The organism is Providencia sp. PROV003, from assembly GCF_045040775.1.
Classification (GTDB): domain Bacteria; phylum Pseudomonadota; class Gammaproteobacteria; order Enterobacterales; family Enterobacteriaceae; genus Providencia; species Providencia huashanensis.
This window is the reverse complement of record NZ_CP096369.1, coordinates 395,732-415,064: the sequence shown is the minus strand read 5'-3', so window position 1 is coordinate 415,064 and position 19,333 is coordinate 395,732. Positions and strand designations below refer to the sequence as shown.

Below are 19,333 nucleotides of genomic sequence, written 5' to 3'. Positions count from 1 at the left end.
GGCAGGTAATTTATATAATTAGCGTTACCTGCCTTAGTTTTGTGTTTATTACGGTGTACCTAGTACAGGGACCTCTTCTTGAAGTATTGCTCCTTCCATTGGCGGTTGTTCTGCTTCGGTTTCAACTGAAGAAGTCACTACCCCGTTAACAACGGTTCTGAACATACGTTTACCTTGTAACGGAACGGCCATTAGCTCCCCGTTTAGGCTTTTTGAGAGAGACGGTGCGAGTAAATCGCCTTGTAGAGTCGCATCAAAATCACCAATAACCTGTGCTGGGAAACCAGACCAGCCCCACTGATTTAAATCAGTTAAATCAATATTAGAACCGGATGCACGTAACAGGAATGGCACTTTATTTGGCGTTTGCTTAACCAGCAAACCGATTTTGCTGATACCTTTATCAGTACTGACCGTTAAACTTGCAGCGGCTGAAGATTTGCCACTTTGACGAACTTCTAAGAATGGACGTCGAACTGGAACTTGGTTAATTGTGCCGCTATCTGCATTAAACGTCGCTTTACCGCTCCAAACTCCCCATTGTTTTTGTTTGACCAAATCAACGTTTTCAATGTTGGCACTTAACGCTGTAAACTCGAAAGGGAACTCGGGTTGGATATTCATTAACAGAGACTGAGATAAGCTAAATTTCTTGATGGATAACCCAGATAACCATGCAGGAGCTGGCTCTGCCAAGAAGGATAGCCATGTTTCAGGTAATGTGTACAAAATACCCGCTAGCTTGCCTTCATTGATGGTCAGTACTTGGTCATTACGTTGCCAAGTGCCGTTTAGGTTGAATACCCCTTTATTGTAGTAACCAGATAGCTTATCGATATTAAGGGCATCGCCATCAATATTTAATTCGCCAATCAGTGTGCTGAGTTGTTGGTTTTTCACAACCAGTTGCTCAACATTGAAACTGATTTTACTTTTAGGGCTAGACCAACTTCCCCGAACGAGGTCAAGGTGGTCGATTTCAGTACTCAGCCCTGAAAGAGCCCAATCTTTACCTTGAATATCAATATTGGCTAATTCAAGGTTTTTGATTTTTATGGTTCTATCACTTTTAATCGCAGTAAATAATGTATCGAAATCAATACTGTTTTCCCAGCCCACTTTATTCATGATGAGAGAACCGATTGTGATTGAACCATCAGCAAATAGTTTACCTTCCCCTGAGACATAGCCATTATTTAGGTAGGCACTTGCTTTGCTAATTTCAGTGGCTTGCGTTTGCCGTTTCCCTGTCACTGCGACATTTTTTAACGACAGTTTATTCATTTTTAATTGGTTGGCTGTAAAACGAAAATCACCATAGCCAAAAGGGGAATTAACTGTTGGTTGCCAAGGTGTTATTCCCCCAGTGAACCCATCAACCTGAATATCATCATCACCTTGTTTTAGCAGAATTTTACTGTTCTCGAATTGCAAGATATCCGCAGTGATAGGTAAGGGCATTTCCCCTTGTGTGATGGCAGCTGACAAGTCACCTTGTGTAATAACAAAACGCCGAATAGCATTTCCACTGAATAAATTACGCCAGTTGATATCGACGACAATTTGCCGTGCATCCAAGGCGAGGTTTTTGTCTTCTGAAGATAACTTAACATCTTGAAAGATAAATTCCCCAGGGTTGGAAAACTCATGCCCCATGACCCCGACATTAATATCATAACGGGTAAATTGACTTAAAAATTGGCTGGAATAGGAGGCTCCTAGACGCGTCTGTAAGCCAATATAGGCAAAAATAAATAGAAGTAATAGTAGCAAAAGTGCATAGGTAACAAATTTGATTAACCATTTCACGGCTTGCTACTCCTTCATCATGTGGGTGGATAACAAGATAGAGACTTGTTTAATATCGCGGCAGTTTAAGGATAGCATACAGAAGAACCGCCAGAATATTCAACTCTGACGGTTAAAATGAAAGCTTATTTTTCGAGGGGAAAGACTAAATTCAGAACAATTGCAGTTAAACCACCGGCAGCAATTCCAGAAGAAAATAAGGTTTTTAGCCAGTCGGGCGCAAATTGTAGGATCAGAGGTTGCTGTGAGACCCCCATTCCTACCGCAAGTGAAAGGGCGATTATCATGATTGCTCGACGATTTAATGGCTCTCTAGACACAATACGTACACCTGACGCGGCGATAGTGCCGAACATCACGATGGTCGCGCCACCCAGAACAGGTTCAGGGATTTGCTGTACAAAGCCTGCAACAGCAGGGAATAAACCTAGCAATACGAGCATTAAGGCGACGATATAACCGACGTAGCGGCTAGCGACCCCTGTTAACTGGATCACCCCGTTATTTTGCCCAAAGCAGGAGTTCGGAAAGGTATTAAATACAGCAGAAACCATTGAGTTTAAACCATTAGCGAGCACCCCACCTTTAATACGTTTCATATACAAAGGACCACGAACGGGTTGTTCTGATACATCCGAAGTCGCAGTGATATCACCAATCGTTTCTAAAGAGGTCACCATAAAAATAAGAATAAGTGGGACGAGTAGGTTCCAATCAAATGATAACCCATAATAAAACGGTTCTGGTACGGTAATTATCGCTTGGTTAGCTTCTGCTGGTTGCGCAGTTGGCAACATGTCCATCCACCAAGCAACAATATAGCCGACAGCCATGGCAATGACGAGTGAAGCAACACGTAAGTACGGGTTTTTCTGGCGATTTAATAAAATAATAACGGCGAGTACCACTCCCGCTAAAATTAAATAATCGGGGGAACCGAAGGTATTGTCGCTAATTGCACCGTAGCCACCACCGATGGATGTTAGGCCAACTTGAATTAACGATAACCCGATGATCATGACCACAACACCAGACACTAACGGTGTGATGACGCGGCGAGCTAAATGTAAGAAGCGGGAAAGAATCACTTCAGTTAGTGCGGCAACGAGTAAAGTACCAAATAGTGCTGCCATCATTGAGGGAATATCTGCCCCACCTTGCTTTAGTGCGACTCCGCCCATGATTAAAGGTGCAACAAAGTTAAAACTGGTGCCTTGAATAGAAAGTAAACCTGAACCAATTGGGCCCCATGCTCTAATTTGAATTAAAGAAGCAATCCCTGAAGCGAATAAGGACATACTAATAATACGTTGGGTGTCGTGAGCTGGTAGCCCAAGCGCTTGGCAAATTAACATTGCTGGCGTGATAACAGCTACAAACATAGCGAGAAGGTGTTGCCCCGCGGCAAACAGAGCCTGTGGTAGCGGTGGTTTGTCTTCTAATTTATAGATAAGCTCACTTTGTGTTTGTATGGTTGCTTCTGTAGTTTGTTTTTCAGACGTTGCAGTATTCATTGCCTTCATTTCCCCCACCAAAAAACGCATTGTAATGCGGCGAAATTAAAAAGCAATCGTTTGCGCAGAAAAAGTTTTATACGATAGTTAAATAACGCTGTCACATTTTTATATCTTTTAACTTGTATTTATAACAGTTTTTTTTTCTAATCCTATAACCTGCTTTTGGCGTTTTAAGGAAGATATTAACGTCTTATTGGTTTTTAATAATTTTAACAACAGACGAGGTACGTAAATGTATCATCTCGATGTCTACGGTACGCTAGTAGCTGCTACCTTAGTATTATTGCTTGGGCGTAAACTGGTAAAATCAGTTCCCTTTCTTGAAAAATACACTATCCCAGAGCCCGTTGCGGGCGGGTTGTTAGTCGCTTTTAGTCTTTTATTGCTGAAGCAATTATTTGACTGGAGCCTTTCTTTTGACTTATCACTGCAAGAACCAATGATGCTGGCATTTTTTGCCACAATCGGCCTAAATGCTAACTTAGCGAGTTTGAAGGCAGGTGGTAAGGCATTGTTTATTTTCATTTTTGTTGTTGTAGGGTTACTGCTTGTTCAAAACACGGTGGGTATTGCTCTTGCTGAGTTACTTGGCCTAGACCCATTAATGGGGCTGTTAGCGGGTTCTGTAACTTTATCCGGTGGCCATGGTACTGGTGCGGCATGGGGTAAAATTTTTACCGAGAGTTACGGTTTCCAGAGTGCAACAGAAGTTGCTATGGCTTGTGCAACGTTTGGTTTGGTTCTGGGTGGGTTAATCGGTGGGCCTGTTGCTCGCTTCTTAACTCGAAATATCCCAACGCCGGGAAATACTGACGATGATAAAGACGTTCCTAGCGCATTTGAAAAACCGCAATCAGGGCGAATGATCACTTCAATGGTTTTAATTGAAACTATTGCATTAATTGCTATCTGTTTGCTGGTGGGAAGCTATATTGCAGGTTTATTAGCGGACACAGTGTTCGCGTTACCGAAATTTGTGTGTGTGCTATTTGTCGGTGTGATTTTAAGTAATAGCTTATCATTGCTGGGTTTTTACCGTGTATTTGATCGCGCGGTTTCCGTCATGGGGAACGTCAGCCTTTCATTATTCTTAGCAATGGCATTAATGAGCTTAAAATTATGGGAATTAGCATCATTGGCAATTCCGATGATAGTTATTTTGGCTGTTCAAGCTTGTGTTATGGCAGGGTATGCGATTTTTGTCACCTTCCGAGTGATGGGCAAAAATTATGATGCTGCTATTTTAGCTGCGGGTCATTGTGGCTTCGGTCTTGGTGCAACACCGACTGCAATTGCAAATATGCAGGCGGTAACAGATAGGCTAGGCCCATCTCACCTAGCATTCTTAGTAGTGCCAATGGTTGGAGCATTCTTTATTGATATCGTTAATGCAATCGTGATTAAACTGTATCTATTGCTACCGATATTTCCAACGATTGCTGGATAACATAGATTAAATAATAATAAGTAAAGCAGGTATTGCCGTGAAATTTTTCACGGCAATTTTCGTTTTAAGATATGAATAAACAATAATGATAGGTTGCTATGTAATAATTAAGCGTGGCTATATTGTTCCCGCTCTGGTAACCAGCGATCAATAATTTGCTGCGCGTTTTCAGGGTAGTGTTGCTGAATATGACGAGCAATGCGTTGCACTTCTGGCAACATATATTGGTCGCGTAATAAATCAGCGACTTTAAAATCGGCATTACCCGTTTGCTTCGCCCCTAATAGCTCCCCAGGCCCGCGAATTTCAAGGTCTTTTTGGGCGATCACAAAACCATCATTGCTGTCTCGTAAGACTTGCAACCTTTGCTTTGCGGTGTGAGTTAACGGTGTTTTATAGAGTAATACACAGTGGGAGGCGATAGCCCCTCGCCCTACACGCCCTCTTAATTGATGCAGTTGTGCGAGGCCTAAACGTTCAGGGTTGTCGATTATCATTAAACTGGCATTAGGCACGTCTACACCGACCTCAATAACCGTGGTCGCAACAAGTAGCTGAATTTCATTATTTTTAAAAGCAGCCATGATGCTTTGTTTTTCTGCGGGTTTCATACGACCGTGTACCAAACCCACTTTCAATTCAGGCAATGCTAGGGCTAATTCTTCACTTGTTACCTGAGCGGCCTGAGCTTCTAATAATTCCGAATCTTCAATTAAAGTGCATACCCAATAGGCTTGGCGGCCTTCTTCGATACAAGCTTGGCGAACTCGTTCGATAATATCATTACGCCGTGTATCCGGTATTGCAACCGTAGTTACAGGTGTTCGACCCGGTGGAAGTTCATCAATAATTGATGTATCTAAGTCTGCATAGGCGGTCATTGCTAGCGTGCGTGGAATGGGCGTTGCGGTCATAATTAATTGATGGGGGTGGAAGCCTTGTTTTTCGCCTTTTTCACGCAGAGCGAGCCGCTGATGAACCCCAAAGCGGTGTTGTTCATCAATAATTACCAGCCCTAAAGCTTTAAAGCTGACTTGTTCTTGGAAAATAGCATGCGTCCCAACAACCATTGCCACTTCACCATTGGCTATCGCTTCTTGTTGCTGTTGGCGTGCTTTACCTTTTTGCTTCCCAGCGAGCCAGCCAACTTTGATACCTAAAGGTTCGAACCATTGCTTAAATGTATTAGCATGTTGCTCCGCTAAAATTTCGGTAGGTGCCATTAAGGCAACTTGTTTGCCATTCTCGATAGCACAGAGAGCCGCTAAGGCCGCGACAAGGGTTTTCCCTGACCCGACATCACCTTGAATTAAGCGCATCATAGGCGCGTTTTTAGCAAGGTCTGCTTCGATTTCACTGACAACTCGATTTTGAGCCTTGGTGGGTGAAAAAGGAAGTTGGGCTAAGAGTTGTGTTTTTAGCTTACCATTATTGATTAATGGCTCTGCATACAGACGCTCATTACCTGCACGGATCGCTAACATACTTAGGTGGTGAGCGAGTAGCTCTTCAAGCACTAAACGTTTTTGGGCTGGGTGATGACCTTTTTCCAGTTCACTCAACGCGACGTTTGGTGGAGGGGTGTGCAACAGGCGTATTGCATCTGGTAAGCTAATCATCCCCCGGCTAAGTTCTTCAGGAAGTAGTTCTTTAATTTTCCCATTACTAAGCAGAGCAAGAGCTTGATCGATGACTTTGCGTAATGTGGCTTGGCGTACCCCTTCTGTTGTGGGGTAAACCGGTGTTAAATTTTCTTGTAAAGTAACATTATCGGCATCTTGAGAAACTTTATATTCAGGGTGAATAATTTCTGGGCCTGTATTTCCTCGACGTACTTCACCATAAGCTGTAACCCGACGCCCTTCGGCTAAGTTGTTTTTCATCGCCGCAGAAAAATTGAAAAAACGTAAGGTGAGGTTGCCGGTTCCATCTGTTATCAGGCAAGTCATCATCCTTCGTCGTCCAAAGACAACTTTTGTTTGTAACACCTCGCCAGTAATAGTTGCTGTAGTTCCAGGTAAAAGATCTTTGATTTGGTAAAGGCGGGTATGGTCTTCGTAGCGAAGAGGAAAATGGAGGAGCAGGTCTTGAACGGTGTTCAAACCGATTTTACGCATCTTTTCTGACTGGCTTGCACCAATTCCATGCAATGAGGTCAGAGAAATGGTATCAAGTAGCCCATTATTCATATTATGTCCTTTTCCTTAACCAAATTGCCGTCTTTTCATTTTTTCAGTTAACTGCATTTGTACCCACCATTCGTCATCAGCTTCAATCTGCCCCTGATCATTAATAAATGGACGAGGAAGGCCTTTACGTTTAGCAACCTCTGCCAGTACAGGGTAGCCACCTTCAAATAGCCATTCTTGTTGTTCATGTGGCGATAGTAGGCTGTATTCGCGTTCATACATGCCCGCTTGCTGCCGTTGCCTTTGTGCTTCATATAGGATTAATGCACAAGCAACTGAAACGTTTAGAGATTGCACCATGCCTGCCATTGGAATGATGATATGGCTATCCGCTAATGTGAGAGCTTGTTGTGAAATTCCTTTTTTCTCTTGCCCCATCATAATACAAGTTGGACGGGTATAATCAATCTCGCGAAAATCAACCGCATGCTCAGATAAGTTGGTCGCTAGAACTTGCATATTTTGTGATTTTATTTGGGTAATCGCATCTTCAGTTGATTGATGCGAAATGATTTTTACCCAACTATTGCTTCCCGCGGCTGAGGAGACAGAGAGCCTCATCTGTTGGTCGGGCCAAATAGCATGAATTTGATGGACCCCTACGGCGTCAGCGCTACGTACAATAGCGGAAACATTGTGAGGTTTGTGAATTTCTTCAAGACAGAGAGTTAGGTCGGGTTGCCGCATCGCCATCATTTGGCAAATGCGGCGATAGCGGCGTTCATTCATAGTAGTTAATTACGGTTTCGGCTAACACGTAGGACATCTGGCATGATACGAATTTTACGCATGACATTCGCCAATTGAACACGGTTTTTAGTTGTTAGGCGGATAAAGGCACAATACACGCGACCATCTTTTTCTTCAGTATTCATACTTTGAATACTAGAGTTTGCATCATTGATTGCGGCAGTTAAGTTTGCAAGAGCACCTTGGTGGTTGATCATATCCACTTTAATTTCAGCGATGAAATCGGTATTAGTGTCGTTATCCCAGTCGACCGGCATAAATTTATCGGGTTCTTTTTGATAACCGCGTATATTGCGACAAGATTCATGGTGGATAACCAAACCTTTACCGGGACTGATATGTGCGACAATTGGGTCGCCGGGAATAGGGCGGCAACATTTGGCGAAAGTAATTAAAACGCCATCAGCCCCTTTGATTGATAATTTGTTGCGACTTTCTACGACAGGTTGTTCTTCCGGTGTCGTTTGAGCGTTATTTTGTAAATTACGGGCAACGACTACGCTCATTGCATTCCCCAACCCGATTTCTGCCAGTAGGTCATCAATTGAGTTTAGTTTCATGCGTGCCAGTTCAGCATCGATGTTCCCTTGGGGGATATCCGCTAATTTATTTCCGGCTCCTAAAGCGTGATTCAGTAAACGGCGACCTAAGTTGATAGAATCTTCACGTTTTAAATTCTTTAATAATTGGCGTATTTTGGCGCGAGCCTTCGAACTCACGACAAAATTAAGCCAAGCTGCATTTGGCCGCGCACCAGGAGCAGTAATGATTTCGACAGTTTGACCACTAGTGAGTGACTGTGATAGCGGATAAGGCTGGCGGTCAACACGGGCGCCTACGCAGGCATGGCCAATATCAGTATGCACGGCATACGCAAAGTCAACAGGCGTTGCTCCGGTCGGTAATTCAACAATTCGCCCTTCCGGTGTAAAAACGTAAATTTCATCAGGGAATAAGTCTGATTTAACGCTTTCAATAAACTCAAATGAACTGCCCGCACTTTGTTGTAATTCAAGCAAACTTTGCATCCAGCGCTGTGCTCTAACTTGCGCTGTAGTGCCTTGTTCACCTTGTTCTTTATAAGCCCAGTGTGCAGCAACCCCCATTTCAGCCATTTGGTCCATGTCTTCAGTACGAATTTGTACTTCAACAGGTACCCCGTGAGGCCCAATTAGAGAGGTATGTAGCGATTGATAGCCGTTAGCTTTAGGAATAGCAATATAGTCCTTTATACGCCCCGGACGTGGCTTATATAGACTATGCATTTGGCCTAACACGCGGTAGCAAGTATCCACATCTTTGACAATAACCCTGAAAGCATAGATATCCATGATGGAATGGAAACGCTGCTCTTTTTGGTGCATTTTACGATAGATGGAATAAAGGTGCTTTTCCCGCCCACTGACTCGGCAAGGTACACCAGCTTCGGTTAGGCGGCCGTCAATTTCAGAGAGGATTTTTTGGATCATCTCTTTACGGTTACCTCTAGCCGCTTTTACCACTTCTTTGATTACGCGGTAACGGTTAGGATATAACGCTTCAAAACCGAGTTCTTCGAGCTCTGTTTTTATATGATGTATGCCCAATCTATGAGCTAAAGGGCTATAGATTTCAAGGGTTTCACGAGCAATGCGACGGCGTTTATCAGGCCTTAAAGACCCTAAGGTGCGCATATTGTGAGTGCGGTCTGCCAGTTTGATCAAAATGACCCGGATGTCTTTTACCATCGCCATGATCATTTTGCGGAAGTTTTCTGCTTGAGCTTCTTTTTTGTCGCGAAAGTTAAGCTTGTCTAGTTTGGATACCCCTTCGACCAAACCGGCCACCGTGGTACCAAACAGCTCTTCTATATCTTGGAATGTCGCTGGAGTATCTTCAATCACATCATGAAGTAGCGCTGCCATAAGTGTTTCATGATCCAGCCGCATTTCAGCAAGAATACAAGCAACAGCAACTGGGTGAGTTATATAAGGCTCACCACTCGAGCGGGTCTGTCCTTCATGGGCATCCCGCGCGACAACATAGGCTTTTCTTAGTAATTCAACTTGTTCTTTAGGGAGATACTTTTGAATGACTAAATTAAGGCTTTCAAACAGATACAAGGCAGACCCACCTTAGTGATTAGCGACGACCTTCAGCGATTGCAGAAACTGCCTGCATTTCAGCCGCCTCTTGCTCTTGCTGCTCTTGGCGCTCACGCACATCTAAAATGTGACCGTTGATTAAGCCTTCTTCTACTTCACGTAACGCGATAACAGTATATTTATCGTTTTCTTCAGGAACTAAAGGGTCTTTTCCGCCCGTTTGTAACTGACGAGCTCTACGTGCTGCGACCAATACGAGGTCAAAACGGTTACCAATTTTCTCTACTGCGTCTTGAACAGTTACGCGTGCCATAAGTGTGCTACTCCAAAGAAATAAAAAAATGACCTGATATGATACTGAAACTATTCTCAGTCTGCTAGTAATTTGCTGATTAAAGCACCATGTCTTTGAACTTGGCGCTCTAATTTCAAACGTTCAGTTCGGATGATAGATTGTAAATCACTTAATGCCGTGTTGAAATCATCATTAACGATAAGGTAATCATACTCGTTGAAATGTTCAATTTCACCTACTGCTTGCGACATCCGTTTTTCAATCACTTCATCGCTGTCTTGCCCACGGCCTCGTAACCTGCGATATAACTCATCTTTTGATGGAGGGAGAATAAAAATACTACGCGCTTCAGGCATTTTTGCCCTAATTTGTTGCGCTCCCTGCCAATCAATATCTAAAAAAACATCGACACCGCTATTTAGGACATCTTCGATGATAGGTTTAGACGTTCCATAATAATTACCAAAAACACAAGCATGTTCTAAGAACTCACCTTTTTCGACCATACCTAAAAAATCAGCTTCAGATACAAAGAAATAGTGTTCGCCATGAACTTCCCCAGGACGTGCTGCTCGTGTTGTATGAGAAACAGAAACTTGAGTGTCATACAATGGTTGTGTTTTTAATAAAGCCTGAATGAGACTTGATTTACCCGCACCGCTAGGCGCAGAAACAATATATAACGTGCCTTGTATCATGATGATTTCTTGAATAGTCGAGGATTAAACATAAAAGATGGTGATAAACCCGACATAGTATACACATACTTGCGCTAACATGCAGCGATAACAATAAACCATGAATTTTAGATAAAAATATTTAATTTGCGATCAAGTTGTGAGCCGGTTCCAGAAATTAGTCTTTTACTTATGAAAATCACATTTTTTTTGCGAAGACTTTTGTAAATAACGGCATTTTGATATGAGTGCTACAAAAAATAGCTTCATGCTTAAGGGGGTAGAAAAGAGCTAAATGAAGGCACCGTCATCGGTGGATAACGACAAGGAATGTTTATGTTCTCTATTATCTGTAGGTATATATTGGTTTTAGTTTATAGGCTAAGCAAATTAATTGTTGGGTTAGTGGTTGGTGTAAATGTGGTGCAGGCGGCGAGTAATCATTCAGTTGACCAACTGTGCGAAGCAAAAAACCTCACCTTAATAGCTCAAGAGAGTAATAGGTTAGGGGGACAATTACAGAAGTGGGATCAGGCTTATCAGTTATCAGGTAGTAGCCCAATTAGTGATGAAGCCTATGACCAATTACTCAACCTATGGCGCTCTATGCAGCGGTGTCGCCAGCTTTCAGAAAAACTTCCCCCTGTCCCTCTTCCTGAAAAAGTGTTATTGGCTAAACACCCAATCCCCCATACAGGGTTAAAAAAACTTAATGAACGAGAAGTCTATAACTGGATAAATACACGCAAGGATATTTGGCTTCAACCAAAAATCGATGGTGTAGCAGTCAGCTTGGTTTATGAAAATGGGCAACTTATTTCAATGATAAGTAGAGGTAATAACCTTGAAGGCATAGAGTGGCGAGCAAAAGCGGATTTTATCCCTACAGTACCTAAAAAAATTAAACATCAGGGGACATTAATCCTCCAGGGTGAGCTTTTTTGGCAAATGCATGAACATATTCAAGCAGAATATGGGGGAGTGAATGCGAGAAATAAAGTCGCTGGGTGGTTAATGCGAAAAAATTTACCAACATCCAATGAAAATAATATTGGCATTTTCATTTGGGCGTGGCCATCGGGAAATACTGACCCCAAAACACAGCTGTCATTACTTTCTAAAATCGGCTTCCCACTTGCAGAGCAATATAGCCATAAGATTGAAAGTAAAGCTGACGTTAAGCAATTACGTGAATATTACTATCAAAGTAAATTACCTTTCGTAACCGACGGCATAGTATTAAAAAGTTTCCCTGCCCCAAGCGCACAAGCTTGGCAGGCTAAGCAAAATAGTTGGGCGATAGCGTGGAAATACCCGTTTCGTAGCACGTTGTCAGGTATCGTCGAATTACAGTTCAAAGTAGGTCGAACAGGGCGGGTCAGTGTTGTCGCAGTCATTAGCCCAGTGACGATTGATTCAAAAAAAATTTCTAGGGTAAGTCTAGGGTCGCTGTCTTCATGGAAAAAACGTGATTTGTTAGTCGGAGATAAAGTCCTTGTCTCCCTTTCAGGGTTGGGGACACCGAAAATTGAAGAAGTTGTTTGGCGGCGAGAAGAACGACTTTATCCTGATACCACCAATTTTATACAATTCCACTCATTAACTTGTTTTACTTATACGAGGTCTTGCCTGCAACAGTTTGTTGCGAGGCTCGTTTGGTTAGGTAAGCAATTAAATATGAAAGGGATCAGTGAAGCCACATGGCAGCAGTGGGTAACTCATAATAACCTCACTCAGCTAACAACATGGCTATCAGAGTCATGGCAAAATAGTTTACCTAAAAATAAAAGAAATCAGTTATTAATTGAGCAATTAAGATTGGCCAGTGTCCAACCACTTTCTGCATGGTTAAGGGGGCTAGCGATCCCTTTACCAAAAGAATATATAGGGCGAATTACTGATTTGAAAATGTTGGATAACCAATCTGTGATTAACAAAATGAAATTAACCGCCAATCAAAAGAAAAAACTTAGCAAATGGTTAGCAGAGCCTGAAGTCAAATTGATTCTACAAGTGTTGGCGGGTAGACAAGTAAACTCCCCTTAATTTAGTGTTGTTAATGGGGAGTAAGTAATCGCTTAAAAGTTGTTATTCAACATATGGCAGAGCCCCGTCGTTCAGTTCACTTTGGGGCGAGAAGTTTGGTTATAGAGGTATTTAATCTTGGCTTTCATAATTAAAAATGGGCAGCCCAAGGCGATAGCGAATTGCTATTAACCTAGCACTTAAGCCAACAACAAGGGTAATGATAACGACAATATCTTTGGGGAGTGGGGTATGCACCAAACCGATGTAAATCCAAGCAGCGGCAAAAGAGACACCCGCATAGACTTCTTTTTGGAACACTAAAGGTATGGTATTACACAACATGTCTCTTAAAACGCCACCAAAAACACCAGTAATCACTGCGGCGATTGCTGCAATGATTGGGCTGTAATTCATATCTAACGCAATTTGAGCGCCAAGTATAGAAAAAACAATAAGCCCGATAGCATCCAAAATTAAAAATAACCGTCTTAAGTGTTTCATCATCGGAGCTATCCAAATTGTTACAATAGCGGCTCCAGCAACAGTCAGAATATACTCTGGGTGTTCGACCCAACCAAGAGGGTAGTGACCAAGTAAAATATCACGGACGGAGCCACCGCCAATCGCAGTGGCAGATGCAATAATGATGACGCCAAAGACGTCCATTTTTCTCCGACCAGCAGCAAGCGCCCCAGTCATGGCTTCGGCGGTGATACCAATGATATAAAGTACACTTAATAACATGATGGTTTTATTCGATGCTAAGGTTATTACTAAAGGGTATTATTACTTTAATAACTTCTCGACTGAGATTTTCTAGTACTCAATAGGGTAGATTAGTTAAAGTAATCCGATAGTGATAGTTAATGATGCCAAAGGATAACAGATTGAATAGCAAATTACCTTATAAAGAAACACGTTTAACCTATGATAATAGATGTCATCAGCTGACTAATATTAATGTATGGACGCCTGATAGCGAATGGTTAGCTTATGATGTCCGTCCAAGCGGGAGCTCTTTTACTGGTTTATCGATAGAAAAAATTCATGTAAATACGTTACAACTGGTTGAGATTTATCGTGCGAGTCACGGGGCTCATGTCGGTGTTGTTACGGTCAGCCCAAATTCACCGGCCAAATATGCCTTTATACACGGCCCTGAATATCCAGATGAGCATTGGCAGTATGACTTTCATCATCGTCGAGGAGTATACGTTCATGATGAACAGCTAAATGTTGCCTATCCTATTGATGCCATGTGTATTACACCTCCTTATTTAGTGGGGGCGTTAAGGGGAGGCACTCATGTACATGTTTTTAGCCCTGATGGAAAATGGCTGAGTTTTACCTATAACGACCATGTAATGCATGAATTAGATGCAAAATTAGACCAACGGAATGTAGCTGTAGCCGTTCCAGCTGGGCCTGTTGAGGTCGCTGTGAAACAGCATTGTAGGGAATATAATGGGGATTATTTCTGTTGCGTAGTAACGCAAACCATATTAGAGCCTGCGCCAAATAGCGATCAAATTAGCCGAGCATATGAAGAGGGGTGGGTCGGGGTTAGAGGGTATCAAAAAAGCAATGGGGAGTGGCAAGAAAGGGCATTAGCATTTATTGGTGATACCCATTCTATAAATGGGGACATTGTGCCAGAGGTTTATCTTGTTGATCTCCCAGCAAAGCCTGAAAAATACACAATAGCAGGGGAGTTCCCCATTCAAGGCACGGAGTCACGGATGCCCTTTCCACCAAAAGGGGTGTCTCAAAGGCGTTTAACCTTTACACATCACAGAAAGTTCCCAGGGCTAGCAAAGCAGCCAAGGCATTGGCTTAGAGCCTCACCGAATGGTCAATCAATCGCCTGTTTGATGGCAGACGACCACGGTAATGCTCAGTTATATTTAGTAGATACACTTACAGGGGGGATATTACAAATTACTCATAGCTTATCTCCAATTCAATCAGCATTTAATTGGGATAGCACTGGTGAGTATATCGCTTTTATCTGGGATAACAGTGTAGTTCGTTGTCATGTTGCATCTGGGGCTATAGAAAGATTAACAGAGAGAACCCAGCAACCTCCAGTAGCAGATGCTGTTGTTTTTTCTCCTAACAATAAACTGATTGCTTTTATGCGTGACCTAGATGGTTTCAGGCAAATTTATATCGTAGAAACAGGGTTATCTTGTTAAATTTTAATAAGGTATTCACTATTATTATGAATAAAAATGTTCTAGTTAACTTTTTTATTCATAATTTGCTTTATTTTATTCTGTTGTTATTTCTCGTCAAAGTAGGAAGATAACATTTAATTTAGGCTATATAAATAAGCATCTATAGTTTAATTACTTTGACCCAATAAAAAGATAATTCTAATCAAAACTATTATAAAAAATAGGTTGTTAGTTGCCTTTAAGTTTACAAAAATCCCATAAAACTAGTGGGTATATAATTATTTAAATTAAGTCATTACCATTAAAAAACAGGTAACATTAAATAAATTCATTAATTTATTGTTTTTTTATCTAATTCTTCCAAGCGCTTTTTGGGGGAATCTTCTTTTGAGTCGTTATTCGACCTAGAATAGTCTAATGGAATTAAAAGAGTATCCATTATGAAAGAAAATGGAAGGTCAATAGCAAGTAGCGGCCTAACAACCCAACCTGTCTCATCATCTTTAATCATTTTAATACTATTTTTAGAACCCGGATAATAGCCTTCTGAAGGGCCGGCATGAGTCATAATACTTGAACAACCACTTAAAATAACCGGTATTATAAGGGTAAGTAATCGTGCTGAAATTAAACTCGACATATGCTAGTTAACCTAAATTGGTTTGTTAGTTCTAACTTGTAGTTATAATAACTAAAAACAAAAAATTCACAATGACAGAGCGATATTATTATCGAATTTAACAAGATATATTTTTTATGTTAATGCATTATTTTTAAGTATTAGCTGAGGTTGTTTATTCTTTGTGTATCTATATAGACTGTGAATAACGTTAAAGAATAAAGGTTTACTATTCTATATTTGTTATCAGATTGAAAACTCAAATAAATAGCCATTTTAATTCATCCTGAACTGTGCTCTATGGCACATATTACTGCTGTGCTATTTGGCATAATCGATTCAGTAGTATGTTTTCTCGCCTATTTAGGTTGAGGTAATGGGTTACTTATCGTCAAAAGGATGCGGTCTATGAGTGAATTAGCTCTTACTGTAAGTTTGTTGGCGTTGGCTGCCGCGCTTGGATTATGGATTGGTAATTGGAAAATCCGTAATGTTGGGTTAGGTATCGGAGGTGTCCTTTTTGGAGGCATCATCGTTGGGCACTTTGCTCAAAGTTATGGTTTACAACTCAATAAAGACATGCTGCATTTTATTCAGGAGTTTGGCTTAATACTTTTTGTATACACGATAGGTATTCAAGTTGGACCCGGTTTTTTCTCTTCGCTTCGAGTTTCGGGCTTGAAGCTTAATGGCTTTGCATTGATGGTCGTTGTATTAGGGGCTGTTGTAACCGCAATTATTTATAAAGTCGCTAATATTCCTTTGCCAATCATATTAGGTATTTTCTCAGGCGCAGTAACCAATACTCCATCTCTGGGGGCAGGGCAGCAAATTTTAACAGATTTAGGCTCAGACCCAAATCTTGTTGACCAAATGGGAATGGGGTATGCCATGGCATATCCTATGGGGATTTGCGGTATTTTATTGGTGATGTGGCTTGTACGAATTATCTTTCGAATTTCAGTGGATAAAGAAGCGTCTGCATTCAATAGCTCTAATTTTCAACAGCGCGATGCCCTACAAACAATGAACATTGCTATTCGTAACGCGAATCTTGATGGTTTGATGATGCAAGATGTTCCATTGCTTGGTAGTGAAGCCATTGTTTGTTCAAGGTTAAAGCGTGGCGATATGCTTGTTGTCCCTCAACCAACAACAGAGATTCACTTAGGTGATTTACTTCATGTTGTTGGTCAGAAAGAAGATTTAAACAAAGTTCGTTTAATTTTGGGTGAAGAAGTCGATGCCTCGTTATCGACATCAAATTCAACTTTACATTCTGTCAGAGTGGTAGTGACCAATGATGCTGTACTAAGTAAACGGCTTAAAGAGCTAAATTTAAAACAAAAATATGATGTTGTGGTTACACGCCTAAATCGTACAGGTATTGATTTGGTGGCAAATAATAATTCAGTTTTACAGTTTGGCGATATTCTAAATATTGTTGGACGGCCCGAATCTATTGAAGCGGTGACTGCTTTATTAGGTAATGCGAAACAAAAGCTTCAACAAGTACAAATGCTTCCAGTCTTTCTTGGTATTGGGCTTGGGGTTGTATTGGGGTCTATTCCCGTTTTTGTACCAGGTTTTCCTGCCGCACTTAAATTAGGTTTAGCTGGTGGGCCGCTGGTTGTCGCATTAATTTTAGGTCGGATAGGGACTATTGGCCGCTTATATTGGTTTATGCCACCGAGCGCTAACCTTGCTTTAAGGGAGCTCGGTATTGTGATGTTTTTAGCTGTGGTGGGGCTAAATTCTGGTGGTGGGTTTATTGATACCTTAATTAAAGGTGATGGGTTAACGTGGATTGGCTATGGTTTGTTGATTACGTTTGTGCCTTTATTTATTACGGGGGTCGTTGCCCGAATTTTTGGCAAAATGAATTATTTAAGCCTTTGTGGAGTATTAGCGGGTTCGATGACTGACCCTCCGGCACTGGCATTTGCGAATGGTATTCACCCGACGAGTGGTGCCCCTGCATTATCTTATGCGACAGTATATCCATTGGCGATGTTTTTAAGGATTATTTCTCCTCAATTACTTGCAATCTTATTTTGGGCGGTTTAGCGTTTTTTTATAAAATAAATATATATTTTTCAATTTGATAGGGTGAGTTAGAAGGGCTGTGATTGATAAGGTACATAAAAATAATAGTTAGTATCACGATATATAGAGATAAAAAGTACCGTTGTTCAAGCAATCACCAAGTCTAAAACCTGTTTTAATAGTTTTGAATGATATTCGTATTGAAAAATAAATTTGATTTCAATTACGGAGTTCTCGCTAATTTTAGCCCTTTCTATCATTGAAAGGGCTTTTTTTTACTTCAATTTAAGAAGTGACTTCTTGATAAGCTTTTTCTAATTCTTCAGCCAGTATTTTAATGCCTTGTTCAATTTTTGCGGGTTCAGGAACATAGTTCATACGCATACATTGGTGTGCATGTGGCCAATCTTGCTCGATACCAGGAAAAAAGTAGTGGCCGGGAACCATTAAGACCCCCCGTTTTTTCAAGCGTTGGTATAATTCTAAACAATTAATAGGTAAATCTTTAAACCATAGCCACAGGAAAATAGCCCCTTCAGGCTTATGTATTAAGCACTTATCTTCAGGGATATAACGGCGAATGATGTCAATTGCCTCTTCTACACGTTGTTTGTAAAAAGGCCCTATGACATTTTGGGACAGCGATATAAGGTCGTCTTTTTTCAGCATCTCTAAAGCTAGGGCAGGCCCAATCCCACCGGGAGCTAAGCTAATAATGCCATTCATGTTACTGACGGCTTCTATGATTTCTTCATTCGCGATGATAATACCGCAACGAGTCCCCGGTAAACCAAGTTTAGATAAGCTCATACATAGAATGACATTTTCATTCCAAAATGGTGTGGCTTCACTGAATATAATACCTGGAAAAGGAACACCATAAGCATTATCTATTAATAGTGGAATGTTATTTTGTTTAGCTAATTGATCTAAGTGTTCAACTTCTTCATCGGTAATTACATTACCAGTTGGGTTTGTTGGACGAGAAACACAAATAACACCAATATCATCAGTGACTTCTAGTGTATTGAAATCCACACGGTATTTAAATTGACCATTAGGTAGAAATTCAATTTGCGGTTTGTTGGCGACAAATAAATCATCGTCGAGCCCAGAATCCGCATAACCCACATATTCAGGCGCTAAAGGAAATAGAACTTTACGGGTGATACCATCTTCAAAGCGACCAGCTAGCAAGTTAAATAGGTAGAAAAACGCACTTTGGCTACCATTTGATAGAGCGATATTCTTCGCACTAATATTCCAACCTAGTTTTGCTTTTAGTGTTGCAGCAAGCGCTTTCAACATGGCATCTTTGCCTTGAGGACCATCATAGTTACATAAAGTGTCCGTCAATTGGCCATTAGCACACATTTCAGTTAACAGATCTTGGAAATACTTGTCCATTTCAGGGATATGAGCTGGGTTCCCTCCCCCTAACATTATGGAGCCGGGGGTTCTTATGCCTTCATTCAAGTCTTTCATTAATAATGAAATACCTGAATTTTGAGCAAATTTATTACCAAATTTAGAGAATATCATCGCATTTATTCACATATGTCTATATAAATTGTTAATAGGATTTAAAACATACTCTGCTGAACCTTAGAGTTCAACCGCTCATTTGCATATATTTGTAATTTAAATATCTGGTAATGAGTAAATTAATAGATGAAAGCTCTGCGATGTTAATGG

At 41.1% G+C, this 19,333-nt stretch carries 14 protein-coding genes; 4 read left to right on the top strand and 10 right to left on the bottom strand.

Annotated features, from left to right (window positions below):
* Positions 1–48: 48 nt before the first annotated feature.
* Positions 49–1,809: an AsmA family protein gene (locus tag M1F14_RS01715; protein ID WP_181469001.1), complete on the bottom strand. Its 1,761-nt coding sequence runs from the start codon at positions 1,807–1,809 to the stop codon at positions 49–51.
* Between the two features lie 125 nt (positions 1,810–1,934).
* Positions 1,935–3,323: a uracil-xanthine permease family protein gene (locus M1F14_RS01710; RefSeq protein ID WP_042847810.1), complete on the bottom strand. Its 1,389-nt coding sequence runs from the start codon at positions 3,321–3,323 to the stop codon at positions 1,935–1,937.
* 235 nt (positions 3,324–3,558) lie between these two features.
* Here M1F14_RS01710 and gltS point away from each other — a divergent pair, with 235 nt between their 5' ends.
* The gene (gltS, locus tag M1F14_RS01705) at positions 3,559–4,773 is read left to right on the top strand and encodes a sodium/glutamate symporter (protein WP_042847684.1); all 1,215 of its coding nucleotides are present in this window, start codon (positions 3,559–3,561) and stop codon (positions 4,771–4,773) included.
* Between the two features lie 107 nt (positions 4,774–4,880).
* Here the strand turns inward: gltS and recG are convergent, their stop codons facing one another.
* From recG to gmk, 5 genes are read right to left on the bottom strand one after another with little or no spacing between them, the layout of a single operon-like run.
* Entirely contained in the window at positions 4,881–6,962 is a 2,082-nt protein-coding gene (gene recG / locus M1F14_RS01700; protein ID WP_042847683.1) for an ATP-dependent DNA helicase RecG, read from the bottom strand.
* A 15-nt stretch (positions 6,963–6,977) separates the two neighbouring features.
* Positions 6,978–7,691: a tRNA (guanosine(18)-2'-O)-methyltransferase TrmH gene (gene trmH, locus M1F14_RS01695; protein ID WP_042847682.1), complete on the bottom strand. Its 714-nt coding sequence runs from the start codon at positions 7,689–7,691 to the stop codon at positions 6,978–6,980.
* A 5-nt stretch (positions 7,692–7,696) separates the two neighbouring features.
* Positions 7,697–9,814 carry a bifunctional GTP diphosphokinase/guanosine-3',5'-bis pyrophosphate 3'-pyrophosphohydrolase gene (gene spoT / locus M1F14_RS01690; protein ID WP_042847681.1) on the bottom strand — a complete coding sequence of 706 codons (2,118 nt, stop codon included), beginning with the start codon at positions 9,812–9,814 and terminating at the stop codon, positions 7,697–7,699.
* A 19-nt stretch (positions 9,815–9,833) separates the two neighbouring features.
* Positions 9,834–10,109: a DNA-directed RNA polymerase subunit omega gene (gene rpoZ / locus M1F14_RS01685; RefSeq protein ID WP_004262665.1), complete on the bottom strand. Its 276-nt coding sequence runs from the start codon at positions 10,107–10,109 to the stop codon at positions 9,834–9,836.
* A 56-nt stretch (positions 10,110–10,165) separates the two neighbouring features.
* Positions 10,166–10,789, bottom strand: coding sequence for a guanylate kinase (gene gmk / locus M1F14_RS01680; protein ID WP_042847679.1), 624 nt, complete (start codon positions 10,787–10,789; stop codon positions 10,166–10,168).
* A 315-nt stretch (positions 10,790–11,104) separates the two neighbouring features.
* Between gmk and ligB the strand changes: the two genes are divergently transcribed.
* Positions 11,105–12,814: an NAD-dependent DNA ligase LigB gene (gene ligB / locus M1F14_RS01675; RefSeq protein WP_181469003.1), complete on the top strand. Its 1,710-nt coding sequence runs from the start codon at positions 11,105–11,107 to the stop codon at positions 12,812–12,814.
* A gap of 111 nt (positions 12,815–12,925) precedes the next feature.
* Here the strand turns inward: ligB and M1F14_RS01670 are convergent, their stop codons facing one another.
* Complete coding sequence (locus M1F14_RS01670) at positions 12,926–13,540, bottom strand: trimeric intracellular cation channel family protein (RefSeq protein ID WP_042847674.1); 615 nt, start codon at positions 13,538–13,540, stop codon at positions 12,926–12,928.
* Positions 13,541–13,662: 122 nt separating this feature from the next.
* On the opposite strand from M1F14_RS01670, the gene M1F14_RS01665 reads away from it, so the two are divergent.
* Positions 13,663–14,991 (top strand): DUF3748 domain-containing protein, encoded by a 1,329-nt coding sequence (locus tag M1F14_RS01665; protein WP_181469005.1) that lies wholly within the window; start codon positions 13,663–13,665, stop codon positions 14,989–14,991.
* Positions 14,992–15,304: 313 nt separating this feature from the next.
* Here M1F14_RS01665 and M1F14_RS01660 read toward each other — a convergent pair whose 3' ends face one another.
* On the bottom strand, positions 15,305–15,613 hold the full coding sequence (locus M1F14_RS01660; RefSeq protein ID WP_042847670.1) for a YceK/YidQ family lipoprotein: 309 nt from the start codon (positions 15,611–15,613) through the stop codon (positions 15,305–15,307).
* Positions 15,614–16,000: 387 nt separating this feature from the next.
* On the opposite strand from M1F14_RS01660, the gene M1F14_RS01655 reads away from it, so the two are divergent.
* On the top strand, positions 16,001–17,659 hold the full coding sequence (locus M1F14_RS01655; protein WP_042847668.1) for a putative transporter: 1,659 nt from the start codon (positions 16,001–16,003) through the stop codon (positions 17,657–17,659).
* A gap of 264 nt (positions 17,660–17,923) precedes the next feature.
* Here M1F14_RS01655 and M1F14_RS01650 read toward each other — a convergent pair whose 3' ends face one another.
* Positions 17,924–19,180: a valine--pyruvate transaminase gene (locus M1F14_RS01650; protein WP_042847666.1), complete on the bottom strand. Its 1,257-nt coding sequence runs from the start codon at positions 19,178–19,180 to the stop codon at positions 17,924–17,926.
* Positions 19,181–19,333: the final 153 nt, after the last annotated feature.